The sequence below is a fragment of the Bacteroides sp. 2201st1_D9_2201SCRN_220225 genome, assembly GCF_040928965.1.
Lineage (GTDB): Bacteria > Bacteroidota > Bacteroidia > Bacteroidales > Bacteroidaceae > Bacteroides > Bacteroides stercoris.
The window spans coordinates 42,558-55,351 of record NZ_JBCODG010000010.1 but is presented as its reverse complement, the minus strand read 5'-3'; the positions used below and the strand labels follow the sequence as shown (position 1 = coordinate 55,351).

The following is a 12,794-nucleotide window of genomic DNA, read 5'->3' as shown; positions in this document are numbered from 1 at the left end:
CGTGTACGCTACAGACATCAGTATTTCAACACCTTTGCAGACACCGTTTTATACCTGGGCATCGTCATACCGATGGAAGCACCGATATAGGTGGGGTCGCAAACTGTATATTTCCGGCCGTTCACCATAAGATAATCACCGGAAACATTGCCATTGAAGCGGACAGCAGTGGCGATGTGTTCCGGGTAATCCAGCAATACGACATCAAGCCCCAAGAGTTTCCGCACCAGATAAGAGAACAGCATCGCACGGTCCTCGCAATCGGAATAGGGATAGTAGAACAGTTCTTCGACAAAGAACGGCTTCTCGTATCCGAACTGTTGGCCGTCTGTCTGATATTGGAAAGCGGTCTGCACGAAATTTATCAGAATGTTTGCCGCATCCGCCTCATTCCGCCCCTGCACCAAAGGAGCCAATGAAGATAATATCCGGTTTTCCATGGCAGCATTGACCGGAGCATTGAAGTAGACGCTGTAATCGCACTGGGGATAATCTTTATAGAAATCCATCAAAGCCTTCGGAACATCCACCGTTACCCTGGCAGCGCTTCCCTTCGCCTGGTGAGTGGAGCTGACGACTGTACCCGGAAACAACGGAGCCTCTTTCAATTGCATTCCTACACTGTTCTTTGCCTTGGGAGAGTCTTTCTGACACATGTAAAACTGGCATTGTTCATTATTGCCGCTGAGATTATAGTAGTTCTGACCGTTTAAGGTTATATAAGGATGCGCATAGATAGCACAATCCGTAGCAACGAACAACATCATTTTATCTCCCGTGGCTTTTCTTGCCATACGTGCCTTGTAACCCATTTCATTGAGCAGGAACTGTTGCATTACAATGCTTTCATTGGCCGTACCGCAATAAGTATCGGCTACCTGCCTCACCAATGTAAAAACTCCCCAATCGTTCAGCCGCAAATCTTTCCGTATCTGCGCACAATCTGCCAATAACGGCTTGTAATCGGAGTTGCATAAAGCCTCGTAGGCATCTGCAATGGCATTCTCATTAAGTCCGTTCAGGCTGCATTTACGGTTCAGGCTGTTATTCAAATAAAAAGCCAGACCGCCATACGCTATCTTGCTGCGTCCCGATTCGCCCCTGTACAATGGGGACATTGGAGTTGAGGAGACCGGTAACCGGGGTTCTGCCGCCGGCTCCGGACGTCGGCCTGCTTCAACAACAGGAGCAGGTTCTGCTTCCGGTTCGGCCTCGACAACCTCGACCACCGGTTTCTTTTCCGGCTGCGCCGTCGGCTTGTCCGCAGCTTTCTCTTCGATAATGATGACTTTCGGGTCTTTCTTCTTCCGAACTATCACTTCAGGTTTGTCAAAGACAATTCTGTCCACCTCATTAAGCTGTACTACCGGCTTCTGTTTCCCTTCCGAAGTTGTCATATCGAGTATTTCCTCAATCGTCAGGCAAACCGGCTTTTCACTCTTCGGCGCAGTCTTTTCATCGTATACAACCGGCTTCACCGGTTCGGGCTTCACCCGCTTCAAAACCGGCTTCTCTGCTTCAAACTCCTTCCAAGGCTCACGCATGAAGTTGATGAAGTCTTTATCGGCATCATCCATAAATTTATCGAAGTCTTCCAGCTCCTCTTTCATAAAACCGGATATGCCGCCCTTGTTCTCCTGAGCCATGCCCGTAAGAGCCAATAAAAGCCCTGCAATAAAAGATATTGTTTTCTTCATGGTCGCATCGTTTTAAATAACCGAAAAAGGTTGCACCCGGAGCACTGTGCCACAGGAACAACCTTTATAAATCCATATAGATTACTCAGCCTCTACCGGTTCGCCGATAAACTCCTCCACTTGCTGGGAGAGTACGCCCAAAGCCGCCTGTTTTTTAGCCGCCAACGCAGCCTCTTCCCTGGCTTTCTTTGCTTTGGCCTCATCGATAGACATATATACATTGAATTCCTTGCTGCCGTCCTTGTTTTCTTTCACCAATACAAGGTGCTGCTTCACAAGACCGGCAATCTTTGTATTGACACCCGATTCATAAGCCGCGCCGAACTTGTCAATCTCCTCTTCCGGAGTAGAAGACGCCTCGGAAGACATCAACCCTTTCATCTTGCCTACAACCTGTGCTTTGGCTCTGGAAGCATAACTGGTAATGCCGTTCATTATGGCATTCTCTCTGCCTATTTTCACATTCTTACCGATGGCAATACCTACCAGCTCGATGCGGTTTTCCGGATCTTCCTCCAGATACGTGCGGTACTTGGAAAAAGCATACTCCAGTGTAGAAGAACTTGCCAATGGCTTCCATCCCTCTTTGGTCAACTCTTTCACCCTTTTCTTGACATCCTTTTTCAGAGCTTTGGACTGTGCACCGGCAGTTGCCGCACAACCGAACAATATAGCGCAGACAAGCGCAAAAAACGCAAAACTTCTTTTCATAATCATTTCTTTTTTATTGTTAATAATATACTCATTCCCAGTTTGTGACATAAGGTAAAGACAACTGGGAGCGCTCTACGGCACCCGTTTGCGGATTGACGAATGTTATGGCACCCTGCACAAAGGAGAAAAGCGACTTCTTTTTCTCTCCGACTGTAAATTCACCCTCTGCCAATGCCTTTATCTGTATGATGCCTTTGGTTTTATAAACGCCATCTATATCATCGAATATAATAGGAGCGGATATTTCAGGAACATGAAGTTCCAACGCCTTCAACCCGAAAGGAGTGCCTCCCCTGTTGTTCAATGTCAGACGGATATTGATATTGAATATCTTTCTGTCCGCCACGGAATCGGCTGTCAGCACCAGTTTCCCTTCCGGTACGACGGAGAAAGCCATGCTTCCCGTTCCTGCCTCGTTCAGGAAAGCTTTATGCTGCAAACGCTTGCCGCCGACTGTCAGTGAGATGTTCAGGAAGTTCTCTTCTTCCGGCAGACAGTCTTCCGCACTGTACGTAATGACGAACATCCCGTCGGCAGGACGGACGCTGATTTGACCGGCGCAATTGGACGTAACTTTGGGTTTGGCCGCCACTTTTATAGGATTACCATCCAACAGAAGCTGACACTGATACTTTCCGCTTTCAAGGAAAGTGCCCGTCAGTGTAAGCGCATCGTACAACTGCCTGTAGCGGGCAGTCAACCCCTTTACCCGGCTCAAACGTACATCATCGAAGAAGTACTCGGACAAAGTATTCAGTTCCGTTATGGCACGGCTTATCTCATCGGCAGATTCGATTGCCCCTATCTTCTGCTCCAATGCTTCATACCGGGCCACCTGCCCGGCATCCAACGCTTCAAATTCCGCAGTCAGTTTCCTTTGCTCCAAACGCGAAAAAGGATACTTTACCGAATAATTATAATGTTCTTTTTTCGTGGCTTTGTCCTGGACTTTCTCCCAATAGATTTCTTCGACATTGGAAAGGGAAATCCCTTTCAGAAAAGGAAGATTGGCAGACTTTATCCTGGATATTTGCGTAAAAGCATCCGAAGATTCTATGTTTCCATTCACATTGACTTCCGAAAGAGTATTCTTCTTGGACACCGTTACATTGCTGGCTACCGACTGAATGATACGTTCGGTTATCTCGGTCAACGCTTTCGTCTGCCCCTCAGCCAACGAACCGGCCGTAACCGACACTACCAGATAATCTTCCACTGCCGTATTCAGCCAGCCCGGAACTTTCTTTGCACTCCTTTCCACCACTTTGGTCTGGGCTGCGACACCCGCAGTCAGCAATGTGATGAAAATCATCCATATCAATCGTTTCATACGCTTTTTATCTTTTTATTGCCATTGAACCGGCAGGTTACGAATGTATACTTTTGTATCCGCTACCAACAACTCTATATAAGAAAAAAGGGAGAATCTGTCGAATACATTCGTTACATAAAACTCCCGCCGTACCGTTACACGGGGCGGCATCTTCATCCATGCCCCATTCTGTATCTCGAAGTTCTTGCATTCCGTACCACTGTCCGTAAAGGCGGAAGTAAATCGCAAGAACTCATCCGTATTACGACCTGTGTCCACATTGGTCATTTCCGCCAAAATCGTGATACGCTGCTGGGTAGCATTACCTGTGCACTTCAAAACCTTGAACTGCAACCTGTTTGTGGAAAGGGTAATTTCGCAGCGGGCTGCCGGAGTTTCCTGCGCAACGGGCTTTTCGACCACTTTCTCAACAATCACAGGTTTCTCGACTACCTTCTCAACCACAACCGGCTTTTCCACTATCTTTTCAACCTCCACTATTTTCTCCACTTCAACAGGTTTCTCTATCACTTTCTGTATAATCACCGTATCCGGCTGTACATCGGGCACATACTGCGCCAACTCCGTCTGGAGCACGGAAGCCTGCTCATAACAAGGCACACTCTCCGACACGGCAGAAAGATAACTCAATGCCTCCGGGTATTTCTTCAAATTGTAAAGGCTTTGTGCTTTCTGAAGAATAGTAGCACAATTAGCGGCATAATAATCCTGTATCTTCTGCCGGGCAATACGGATAAAACGGGTGTAAACCGGATCGGTTGTACGCAGAGCGGAAATCATGGCCTTATAGGGGTCAGCGCCTTCTGCAGCCTGCCCGGACACGGACACAACGGCACTGTGATACATGCTGCCGTCTATCTTGTTCTTGGCAACCAGCGTCAATTCTCCCTTTACAAGCGTGGTATTACGCATCAATCCCGAAGTAGACTGCTTGTCTAAAACCGTTATCACCGGTTCTATGACAAAGACATTATAGTCGTTTGCCGCTCCCGCACTGTTTCGGGTGATAATTTGTCTCAACTTGTTTTGAAGCATTTCTTGCGATGCTGCGGACAACTCGCTTTCCCCGGACAACGGTTGTACGGAGAAGTTGATTGTCTGTCCCGAAAGCTGAACGGTACAAAATCCTGCAATCAATAGAAATAAGAATTTCTTCATATCATAATTATTAAAAGACAGATGTCCGGCTGTGTATCTTATCCATAAAACACCTGCCGGACACCCAGTCCAATGTTATTCCCTGGAATTCTGAATTAAAAGCTGTATGTACTGTCCGGAAGCGGCTTTCTCGCTAACCGTATAGCCTTTGTCTTTCAACAATCCCGATGCAAACCTTCTCAGCTTGCCCGTTTCCGACTTTATGGAACGCGGTCTTCCCGTATCAGGGTCATATACCGGCACACGCATATAGACATTCAGACCGTTGCCTCCCGAACGGACTTCACCGTTGCCTTTGAAAGCATTTTCAAGCACCCACTCGTCAAGTTCATCACTCAACGTCATATCTCTTGTGCCGACAGCATCGTTTTCCATATCAAAGTCGCAGTTTTCATCGACATTGAGGGTTATGTTCACTTCCCGGCCATTGGTTACCATATCACGGAATGCCTGTTTCAACTGGTTGAAGAAATTCTCAGAGATGCCTTCCAAGGCATATTCGGTCAGCTCTTTTTTAGACGCACGGAAACGGTCGCTCACAATACTGGCGTTTGCCAACGAAAAACCGGTCTCACGCTCTTTAGCCTCCATCAAAAGAGTGACATTGGAAGCTCCTCCGGCGAAATCTTCTTTGGAAATTTTCACCGTCACATATATATCCGCCCGTGCGCCATCCACATACGCCTGCAATCCGGTAGATTTGGCATTCAATGCAGAGGCCGCATAAGCACGGTTCTGCACCCGCTGGAACTCCGTCATAAAGTCAATCGTCTTGAAATTACGCAAATTAAACTCTTCCTTTATCTTGGAAAGAGCCAACGGCACAGCTTCATCATTCAGAACCGCATCTTTTATCCGGTCGTTCTCTCCTTCTCCGGGTTCTACAAACGGAACCACCATTACATTCGGCTGTCTCGCCTGACCATTTTGGGCTAACAGATAAAGAGGTAGGAACAGACTTAAAAAAGAAACAACTATTCTCATAATCATCTATATTAATCAAAAACCGAACGAATCGAAGTTCATATTCGCTATCTTATTCTTCAAAACATAATAGTTGACTGCAATATCAAAAGGCTTCTTCTTTACTTTCTCACCTTTCACTTTGTCCAGTTTTCCCATGGGCTTCACCGAACTTATACAATCCTTATACTCCTTGTTCTCAAAAAAAGCAAGCAACTTGCCCTGGCTCTTCGCTTCCGCCTCCGACTCCGTCATCGAAATCACAGCCGGATAATCCTTGGAAAAACCCGAATAAAGCAAAGCACGGATTACACGCACTTCCGCATCTTCCTGCGCCAAAGCATCATTCTTGCCATATCCCAACGTACGGAGTACCACGACGGCATCTCCTCCACGTCCCCTTACTTCCATTAAATTAACCGATCCACCATAATTCACCGGTTTTACCTTTTGGGCAAAAGAAATCGTGAAGCACAGTAAACAGAAAAAAGAAAAAATCAATATCTTCTTCATATATCAACGGGATTTTAAAAGTAACAGTCTACATTGCAGGAAACTGTTGGCATCCAATGTAGGTATCAATTCTATTATACGGTCTTTACCCTCGGTGAAAGAAACCGCAGATGTAGAAGCGCGCAAGTCTTGTACCTTTACAGCACCAACCACTTCGCTCTGACGCTCCCCACCACTATATTTTATCAAAGAAACCTGGAACTGATCTCCTTTTCTTATATTCAGGCTCTCGCCGCAGGTAATGACATATTCATCTCCTTCGTAGCCGAGAAGCCCGTATACCGGGATATTATTTAAAAAGAAGTCCGTCAAAGGCTCCGTTAAAGTAGCCAGAGCTTCCTGACAAGCAGCGTCCCGGTTGGGACGGATAGCGGTTTTCTTGATATCGCTGATAAACTCACGCGAAATCAATGCTGCCGCCGTAGAATCGCGCGCATCACTGATGCTTACTTTCAGGCGAAGTACACAGGAATAACCTGCTCCACCTGCCCTGCGGGTGAACTGGCAACTGTTTATATCACAGGAAAGCGTATAGTCATTCTGCTTGGAAGATACGTACTCTATCTTTTCCGCTCTGGACATCTTCATAAACAGACTGGCCTCTGCATCCCGTGTGAGGGCTTCCAATACGTTTTCATCGGATATTTCAAAACGCCCGCTTGCCTTTGCCACTTCATCCAGCTTGGCACGTACATTCCCCTCATAGATACGAATCATATCCATAGGTTTGGTATTACCTTTGGCCTCCTGCTCTTTGGCAATATTCACCAAAGTGCCGTCCGTAACCTTTATATCTACAAGACGTAAGGTCATTGCGTTCTTACCCTTACTTTGGGCAAAAACACCCAAAGCAAGAGTAAGCATTACAAACAATAAATATATCTTTTTCATCGTGCTGTCCCTTGTTTACAACTATTCTTCTTTCACTTCCTGCCCCTCGTTGGCTTTCTTATACTTCAGTTTCTCCGTGTTCTCTTTGATATTACGCTGAATCAATGGAATTACATTTACAGACATCTTAATAGCTTTTGTTGCCTGTTTCACTTTCTTTCCGATTGTCAATGCTTTCAATGGGTCCGAAGTCAGAGATGCCAGTGCCGATACACTTTCAGCAGTAAGGGAGACTCCGCGGGCAGCAGCCTCTGTAAGATTCAGAGTAGCGATACTATATACTTTCAGCGCATCATTCTTGGCAATGGGTTCGTTTGTATTCTTGTTTTTAGCATTCCAAATCGTATCCGTCACTCCCATTTCTTCGTCAAAATAAGGTTCGGGAACCATCTCTATAAAAGCGGTATTCTCTTCTACCCGTTGCAGCAAAGCAAACAATTCATTCGTGTGTATAAAAAATGTATCAACTTCCGCAATGCCTATATTGGCTTCGATAGGCTCCCACTCTGCCAAAAATTCTTCATAATCTGCACGCAAATCAGCTATTTTAGCATCCTTCTTGGCTGCTTTCTTCAATTTAGCTTCTTTCTTGGCATTCTCTTTTGCTTGTTTTCGTGCTTCTTTTTCTTGTCTTGCTTTCTCTTTCTCCGTTAATTCCTGAGAGTAAGTAGTGGTAGTCAAAACAAACAGACCCAATAAAACCAATAAATATTTCTTCATAACCTGTAATTTTTAATGTGAAACAGAAATAGCACTTCTGCTCCAGGGTTTATAATAAATGTGTAAATCTCCCTTTTCGCCTAAAAAATATTGATAGTTGTGAACAGCTTTTTACTAAATCTGAAAATACGCTTCACAGTCAGTTTCCAATCTGCTTAATCATGATATCACATCTTATCAATCCGTATCAGATAACTTTTTTTTTCGTTAACAAAGATAAGCGCATTTTAATATTGCGTATGTACACTAATTTTATTATATTTACCCAATAAACACCTACTATTAACCAAAATACTATCAGAATGAACACAAAACTAAAGAAAATCGCAGGACAACAACTGCAGCTGCTACGCTTGGAGAAGAACCTGACACAAGAACAAATGAGCGAAAAACTAAATCTTTCTACAAGTGCCTACTGTAAAATTGAATATGGTGAAACGGATTTAACACTGACAAGATTAGACAAAATTGCAAAGGTACTGGGTATCTCTGCGTTAAGTCTATTCAGCCACATAGACAAAAGTATGAATCCGGATACAGACAACAGTTGCAAAAACAACAGCAACAATGACAGCGCATATGACCTGAATGACCTCCGTGAACTCATCAAGGCCAACACCAGAATCATCGACCTGCTATCCAAACGGATAGACTTATTGGAACAAAGATTATAGGAAAGGAAGCTCCAACTGCCCGCCACCCAGCAAATTGAACGTCATACGGTGATAAGGAGTGGTTCCTCGTTCGGCAATAGCCGCACGGTGCTTCTTTGTGGGATATCCCTTATTATGATTCCAGTCGTAATAAGGGAACTCTTCGTGCAGCCGGTTCATATAATCGTCGCGATAGGTCTTGGCAAGAATGGAAGCAGCTGCAATGGAAAGGTATTTGCCGTCGCCTTTCACAACGGTGGTATGCGGAATGTCCCGGTATTTCTTGAAACGGTTGCCGTCGATAAGCAAATGTTGCGGACGTAGCTGCAACCGGTCAACAGCACGGTGCATGGCAAGAAAAGAAGCATTGAGGATATTTATCTTATCTATTTCCCCGGGAGAAACAATCCCCACCGCCCATGCCAACGCTTCTTTCTCAATGACTTCGCGCAGGGCATACCGCTGTTTTTCGGTCAGTTGCTTGGAATCGTTCAGCAGTTCGTTCTTGAAATCTTTGGGAAGAATAACGGCTGCGGCATAGACAGCACCGGCAAGGCAGCCGCGCCCCGCTTCGTCACATCCCGCTTCTATCAGTTCTTTATTTAAATAAGGTAACAGCATACATCACTACATTAGAATGCGCAAAGATAAACCTTTTCATAAGTAAACCGGATTTTTAAAGAGAATAAATATGACTATCTTTGCCAGCAAATTAAAATACAACAGAGATGTTTACGATTATCGGACTGATGCTCACCGGAATGTTGCTGGGCTATCTCTTACGGAAAAGAAGTTTACATAAGATTCATACTGTCATCACGGTATTAATCTGGGCGCTGCTGTTCATCCTCGGCATTGAAGTTGGCGGCAACGAGCAAATCATCAAAGGATTGCACACCATAGGCATCGAAGCCGTGATACTGACCTTGGGCAGTACGTTGGGCAGTGTCATTGCTGCCTGGGCGCTGTGGAAAGCTTTATATAGGAAGAAAGGAAAAACGGCATGAAAGGCAGCCTTATCATAATCGGTTTCTTTGTTTTGGGTACGCTTTGCGGAATTTTCCACCTGATACCCGTTGATGCAGTCATGGATAGCAAGGTCAGCTTCTATGCACTTTGCGCCCTGATGTTCAGTGTAGGATTGAGTGTAGGTAACGACCCGCAGACATTGAAGAATTTCCGTTCGCTCAATCCCCGACTGGTATTTCTGCCCATTATGACGATACTGGGCACGCTGGCAGGCTCTGCAGCGGTCAGCCTCATCCTGACGCACCGTTCCCTGACCGATTGCCTGGCCGTAGGTTCGGGATTCGGATATTATTCACTCTCCAGCATCTTCATTACCGAATACAAAGGAGCCGAACTCGGAACTATCGCCCTACTCGCCAATATCAGCCGCGAGATACTTACCCTGCTGGCAGCACCATTACTGGTACGCTGGTTTGGCAACCTGGCTCCCATCTCTGCCGGCGGTGCCACAACGATGGATACCACACTCCCGATAATCACCCGTACCGCAGGACAGCAGTTTGTCGTAGTCTCCATATTTCACGGATTTGTTGTGGATTTCAGCGTGCCGTTTCTGGTGACCTTGTTCTGTTCGATATAGGTGATTACAGACAAAGCGCTGCTTCGAACGTAGAAATTAGGATATTATCGTGATAAATCCATCCCATGAGACAAATATATTCGTCCCGTAAAACGACAAAAATCATCCCGTGAGATGAATAAATCCGTCTCACGGGATGAATGATTTTGTCTTACGGAACGAAGCGCGTATGTTTAGAACAGGCTCCAAGCCACAGTCAGCCCCGCCATAACAATGGCCACCATGCTCATCAGTTTGATAAGAATATTAAGGCTCGGACCGGAAGTATCCTTAAACGGGTCGCCTACCGTATCGCCTACAACCGTGGCTTTATGCACTTCGCTGCCTTTGCCGCCGAAATTGCCTTCCTCGACATACTTCTTGGCATTGTCCCACGCACCGCCGGCATTCGCCATAAAGATAGCAAGTACGAATCCGCTGCTAAGTCCACCGATAAGCAGTCCCAACACACCGGGAACACCGAAGACAAGTCCGGTCAGGATGGGAGCAATGATTGCTATCAGCGAGGGAACTACCATTTCGCGTTGTGCGCCTTTCGTGGAGATGGCTACACAACGTTCATAATCGGGTTCGGCCTCACCTGTAAGGATACCCTTTATCTCGCGGAACTGGCGGCGTACTTCATCCACCATATGGGCAGCGGCACGACCTACGGCATTCATCGTCAGTCCGCAGAACAGGAAAGCCATCATCGAACCGAGGAACATGCCCGAAAGAACTTTGGGATTCATCAACGTTACATCGTAGTGGTGCATGAAATCGAAGAAAGTGGCATCTTGTACGGACACCGTTTCACCGCCCACAAAGATGTCGGTAGTGCCCAAACGGGTCAGTCCGATACGGATTTCCTCGATGTAGGATGCAAGCAGGGCAAGTCCCGTCAATGCAGCCGAACCGATGGCAAAGCCCTTACCCGTAGCGGCTGTCGTATTGCCCAAAGAATCGAGCGCATCGGTACGCTTACGCACCTCCCCACCCAGACCGGACATTTCCGCATTGCCGCCGGCATTGTCGGCGATAGGACCGTAAGCGTCCGTGGCCAGCGTAATGCCCAACGTGGAAAGCATGCCTACGGCAGCGATACCGATGCCGTAAAGTCCCAGACCTACATTGGCAAAGTCGAAACCGGAAGCAAAAAGATAGGAAGCAATGATGCCCACCACTACGGCAATTACTGGAATGGCAGTAGAGAGCATACCCAGACCGATACCCGAGATAATGACAGTAGCCGGCCCCGTCTTGCCGCTCTCACTCAGTTTCCGGGTAGGACGGTAGGATTGGGAAGTATAGTATTCCGTGGAACGACCGATAACGATGCCTACCACCAGCCCCACAACCACCGAGCAAGATATCCACAACCAGTTGTCCAGCTTCAACAGCCAAAGGATAAGGAAAGTGGCAATGACTATCAGCACCGAACTCAGGTTCGTACCGAAAGCAAGGGAGTTCAGCAGGTCCTTCATCCCGGCATTCTCTTTGGTACGCACGGAGAAGATGCCTATAATAGAAAGGATAATCCCCACAGCGGCAATCAGCATCGGGGCAATGACGGCTTTGAACTGCATCAGCGTATCCCCCGAATGGATAAAAGCGGCTGCGCCAAGAGCCGCCGTAGCAAGGATGGAGCCGCAATAACTCTCGTAAAGGTCGGCCCCCATACCGGCAACGTCGCCCACGTTATCGCCTACATTGTCGGCAATGGTTGCGGGATTGCGGGGATCGTCTTCAGGGATGCCGGCTTCCACTTTGCCCACAAGGTCGGCGCCTACATCGGCAGCTTTCGTATAGATACCGCCGCCCACGCGTGCAAACAACGCCTGTGTGGAAGCTCCCATACCGAACGTCAGCATCGTAGTGGTGATAATGCAAAGTTTATGAGTGGGTGTCATCACATCCACAGGGATAACCGCATTGAGCAGCAGATACCAGAAGGAAATATCGAGCAGGCCAAGCCCCACTACAACCAGCCCCATTACCGCACCGCTGCGGAAAGCGATGCGCAAACCCGCATTCAATGAGTTACGGGCGGCGTTTGCCGTACGCGCCGAGGCATACGTGGCCGTCTTCATACCGAGAAATCCGGAAAGGCCGGAGAAGAATCCGCCTGTGAGGAAAGCTATCGGAACCCAGGAGTTCTGCACTCCGAAGCCGTAAGCCATAATCGAGAAGAGAATCACCAGTCCCAGAAACACCCATCCCACAATCTTATATTGCTGACGGAGATAGGACATGGCGCCTTTGCGCACAGCAGCGGCAATCTTAACCATTTGAGGAGTTCCCTCACTCTCTTTCATCATCTGACGATGGAAATACCAGGCAAAGCAAAGCGCCAGAACGGAAGCGGCCGGTACCAGCCAGAAAAGCAATTGGTCCATAGCATAAATCGTATTAAAAGGTTGAACGAAAGCTTAAAAGTATTGATTTGAAATGAAATAAGCAAACGATTAACCGAATTTATGCCAAAGACTGGAAAAACAAAAGAATATATCAGAACGTACTTGATGATTTCCTTTAGGCACGGAATTACACAGGATTTCACGGAA

At 46.9% G+C, this 12,794-nt stretch carries 13 protein-coding genes; 3 read left to right on the top strand and 10 right to left on the bottom strand.

The genetic code is table 11. The features are described from left to right. Positions 1 to 17: 17 nt before the first annotated feature. The 8 genes from AB5903_RS04960 to AB5903_RS04925 form a co-directional block, all read right to left on the bottom strand. Positions 18 to 1,697 (bottom strand): hypothetical protein, encoded by a 1,680-nt coding sequence (locus tag AB5903_RS04960; protein ID WP_022103971.1) that lies wholly within the window; start codon positions 1,695 to 1,697, stop codon positions 18 to 20. A gap of 81 nt (positions 1,698 to 1,778) precedes the next feature. Then, a complete protein-coding gene (locus AB5903_RS04955; protein WP_022103970.1) occupies positions 1,779 to 2,408 on the bottom strand; it encodes a hypothetical protein in 630 nt (209 codons plus the stop codon). A 31-nt stretch (positions 2,409 to 2,439) separates the two neighbouring features. Beyond that, a complete protein-coding gene (locus AB5903_RS04950) occupies positions 2,440 to 3,741 on the bottom strand; it encodes a plethodontid receptivity factor PRF (protein WP_195657837.1) in 1,302 nt (433 codons plus the stop codon). A gap of 15 nt (positions 3,742 to 3,756) precedes the next feature. After that, on the bottom strand, positions 3,757 to 4,902 hold the full coding sequence (locus AB5903_RS04945) for an inner membrane complex domain-containing protein (RefSeq protein ID WP_195657836.1): 1,146 nt from the start codon (positions 4,900 to 4,902) through the stop codon (positions 3,757 to 3,759). Positions 4,903 to 4,977: 75 nt separating this feature from the next. Beyond that, positions 4,978 to 5,886, bottom strand: coding sequence for a DUF6175 family protein (locus tag AB5903_RS04940; protein ID WP_016661076.1), 909 nt, complete (start codon positions 5,884 to 5,886; stop codon positions 4,978 to 4,980). Positions 5,887 to 5,901: 15 nt separating this feature from the next. Next, positions 5,902 to 6,378 (bottom strand): hypothetical protein, encoded by a 477-nt coding sequence (locus AB5903_RS04935; protein WP_060385540.1) that lies wholly within the window; start codon positions 6,376 to 6,378, stop codon positions 5,902 to 5,904. 3 nt (positions 6,379 to 6,381) lie between these two features. Beyond that, positions 6,382 to 7,269 carry a hypothetical protein gene (locus AB5903_RS04930; protein WP_022103969.1) on the bottom strand — a complete coding sequence of 296 codons (888 nt, stop codon included), beginning with the start codon at positions 7,267 to 7,269 and terminating at the stop codon, positions 6,382 to 6,384. A 21-nt stretch (positions 7,270 to 7,290) separates the two neighbouring features. Further along, positions 7,291 to 7,989, bottom strand: coding sequence for a hypothetical protein (locus AB5903_RS04925; RefSeq protein ID WP_022103968.1), 699 nt, complete (start codon positions 7,987 to 7,989; stop codon positions 7,291 to 7,293). Positions 7,990 to 8,291: 302 nt separating this feature from the next. Between AB5903_RS04925 and AB5903_RS04920 the strand changes: the two genes are divergently transcribed. Then, on the top strand, positions 8,292 to 8,663 hold the full coding sequence (locus AB5903_RS04920; protein WP_016661074.1) for a helix-turn-helix domain-containing protein: 372 nt from the start codon (positions 8,292 to 8,294) through the stop codon (positions 8,661 to 8,663). Here the strand turns inward: AB5903_RS04920 and AB5903_RS04915 are convergent. Further along, complete coding sequence (locus tag AB5903_RS04915; protein WP_005656061.1) at positions 8,658 to 9,263, bottom strand: ribonuclease HII; 606 nt, start codon at positions 9,261 to 9,263, stop codon at positions 8,658 to 8,660. The two genes, AB5903_RS04920 and AB5903_RS04915, sit on opposite strands and share 6 nt — an antisense overlap. A 107-nt stretch (positions 9,264 to 9,370) precedes the next feature. Here AB5903_RS04915 and AB5903_RS04910 point away from each other — a divergent pair, with 107 nt between their 5' ends. Continuing rightward, complete coding sequence (locus AB5903_RS04910; RefSeq protein WP_005656059.1) at positions 9,371 to 9,649, top strand: LysO family transporter; 279 nt, start codon at positions 9,371 to 9,373, stop codon at positions 9,647 to 9,649. Continuing rightward, a complete protein-coding gene (locus AB5903_RS04905) occupies positions 9,646 to 10,251 on the top strand; it encodes a lysine exporter LysO family protein (protein ID WP_005656057.1) in 606 nt (201 codons plus the stop codon). The genes AB5903_RS04910 and AB5903_RS04905 overlap by 4 nt, the downstream gene beginning before the upstream one ends. A gap of 173 nt (positions 10,252 to 10,424) precedes the next feature. Here AB5903_RS04905 and AB5903_RS04900 read toward each other — a convergent pair whose 3' ends face one another. After that, the gene (locus tag AB5903_RS04900; protein WP_195657835.1) at positions 10,425 to 12,626 is read right to left on the bottom strand and encodes a sodium-translocating pyrophosphatase; all 2,202 of its coding nucleotides are present in this window, start codon (positions 12,624 to 12,626) and stop codon (positions 10,425 to 10,427) included. Positions 12,627 to 12,794 lie beyond the last annotated feature (168 nt).

Excerpts from the sequence above, each read along its gene's own strand:
- AB5903_RS04920 (WP_016661074.1), top strand. The coding sequence starts at position 8,292 with ATGAACACAAAACTAAAGAAAATCGCAGGACAACAACTGCAGCTGCTA.
- AB5903_RS04910 (WP_005656059.1), top strand. The coding sequence starts at position 9,371 with ATGTTTACGATTATCGGACTGATGCTCACCGGAATGTTGCTGGGCTAT.
- AB5903_RS04960 (WP_022103971.1), bottom strand. The coding sequence starts at position 1,697 with ATGAAGAAAACAATATCTTTTATTGCAGGGCTTTTATTGGCTCTTACG.
- AB5903_RS04900 (WP_195657835.1), bottom strand. The coding sequence starts at position 12,626 with ATGGACCAATTGCTTTTCTGGCTGGTACCGGCCGCTTCCGTTCTGGCG.
- AB5903_RS04915 (WP_005656061.1), bottom strand. The coding sequence starts at position 9,263 with ATGCTGTTACCTTATTTAAATAAAGAACTGATAGAAGCGGGATGTGAC.
- AB5903_RS04925 (WP_022103968.1), bottom strand. The coding sequence starts at position 7,989 with ATGAAGAAATATTTATTGGTTTTATTGGGTCTGTTTGTTTTGACTACC.
- AB5903_RS04950 (WP_195657837.1), bottom strand. The coding sequence starts at position 3,741 with ATGAAACGATTGATATGGATGATTTTCATCACATTGCTGACTGCGGGT.
- AB5903_RS04935 (WP_060385540.1), bottom strand. The coding sequence starts at position 6,378 with ATGAAGAAGATATTGATTTTTTCTTTTTTCTGTTTACTGTGCTTCACG.
- AB5903_RS04955 (WP_022103970.1), bottom strand. The coding sequence starts at position 2,408 with ATGAAAAGAAGTTTTGCGTTTTTTGCGCTTGTCTGCGCTATATTGTTC.
- AB5903_RS04905 (WP_005656057.1), top strand. The coding sequence starts at position 9,646 with ATGAAAGGCAGCCTTATCATAATCGGTTTCTTTGTTTTGGGTACGCTT.
- AB5903_RS04940 (WP_016661076.1), bottom strand. The coding sequence starts at position 5,886 with ATGAGAATAGTTGTTTCTTTTTTAAGTCTGTTCCTACCTCTTTATCTG.
- AB5903_RS04930 (WP_022103969.1), bottom strand. The coding sequence starts at position 7,269 with ATGAAAAAGATATATTTATTGTTTGTAATGCTTACTCTTGCTTTGGGT.
- AB5903_RS04945 (WP_195657836.1), bottom strand. The coding sequence starts at position 4,902 with ATGAAGAAATTCTTATTTCTATTGATTGCAGGATTTTGTACCGTTCAG.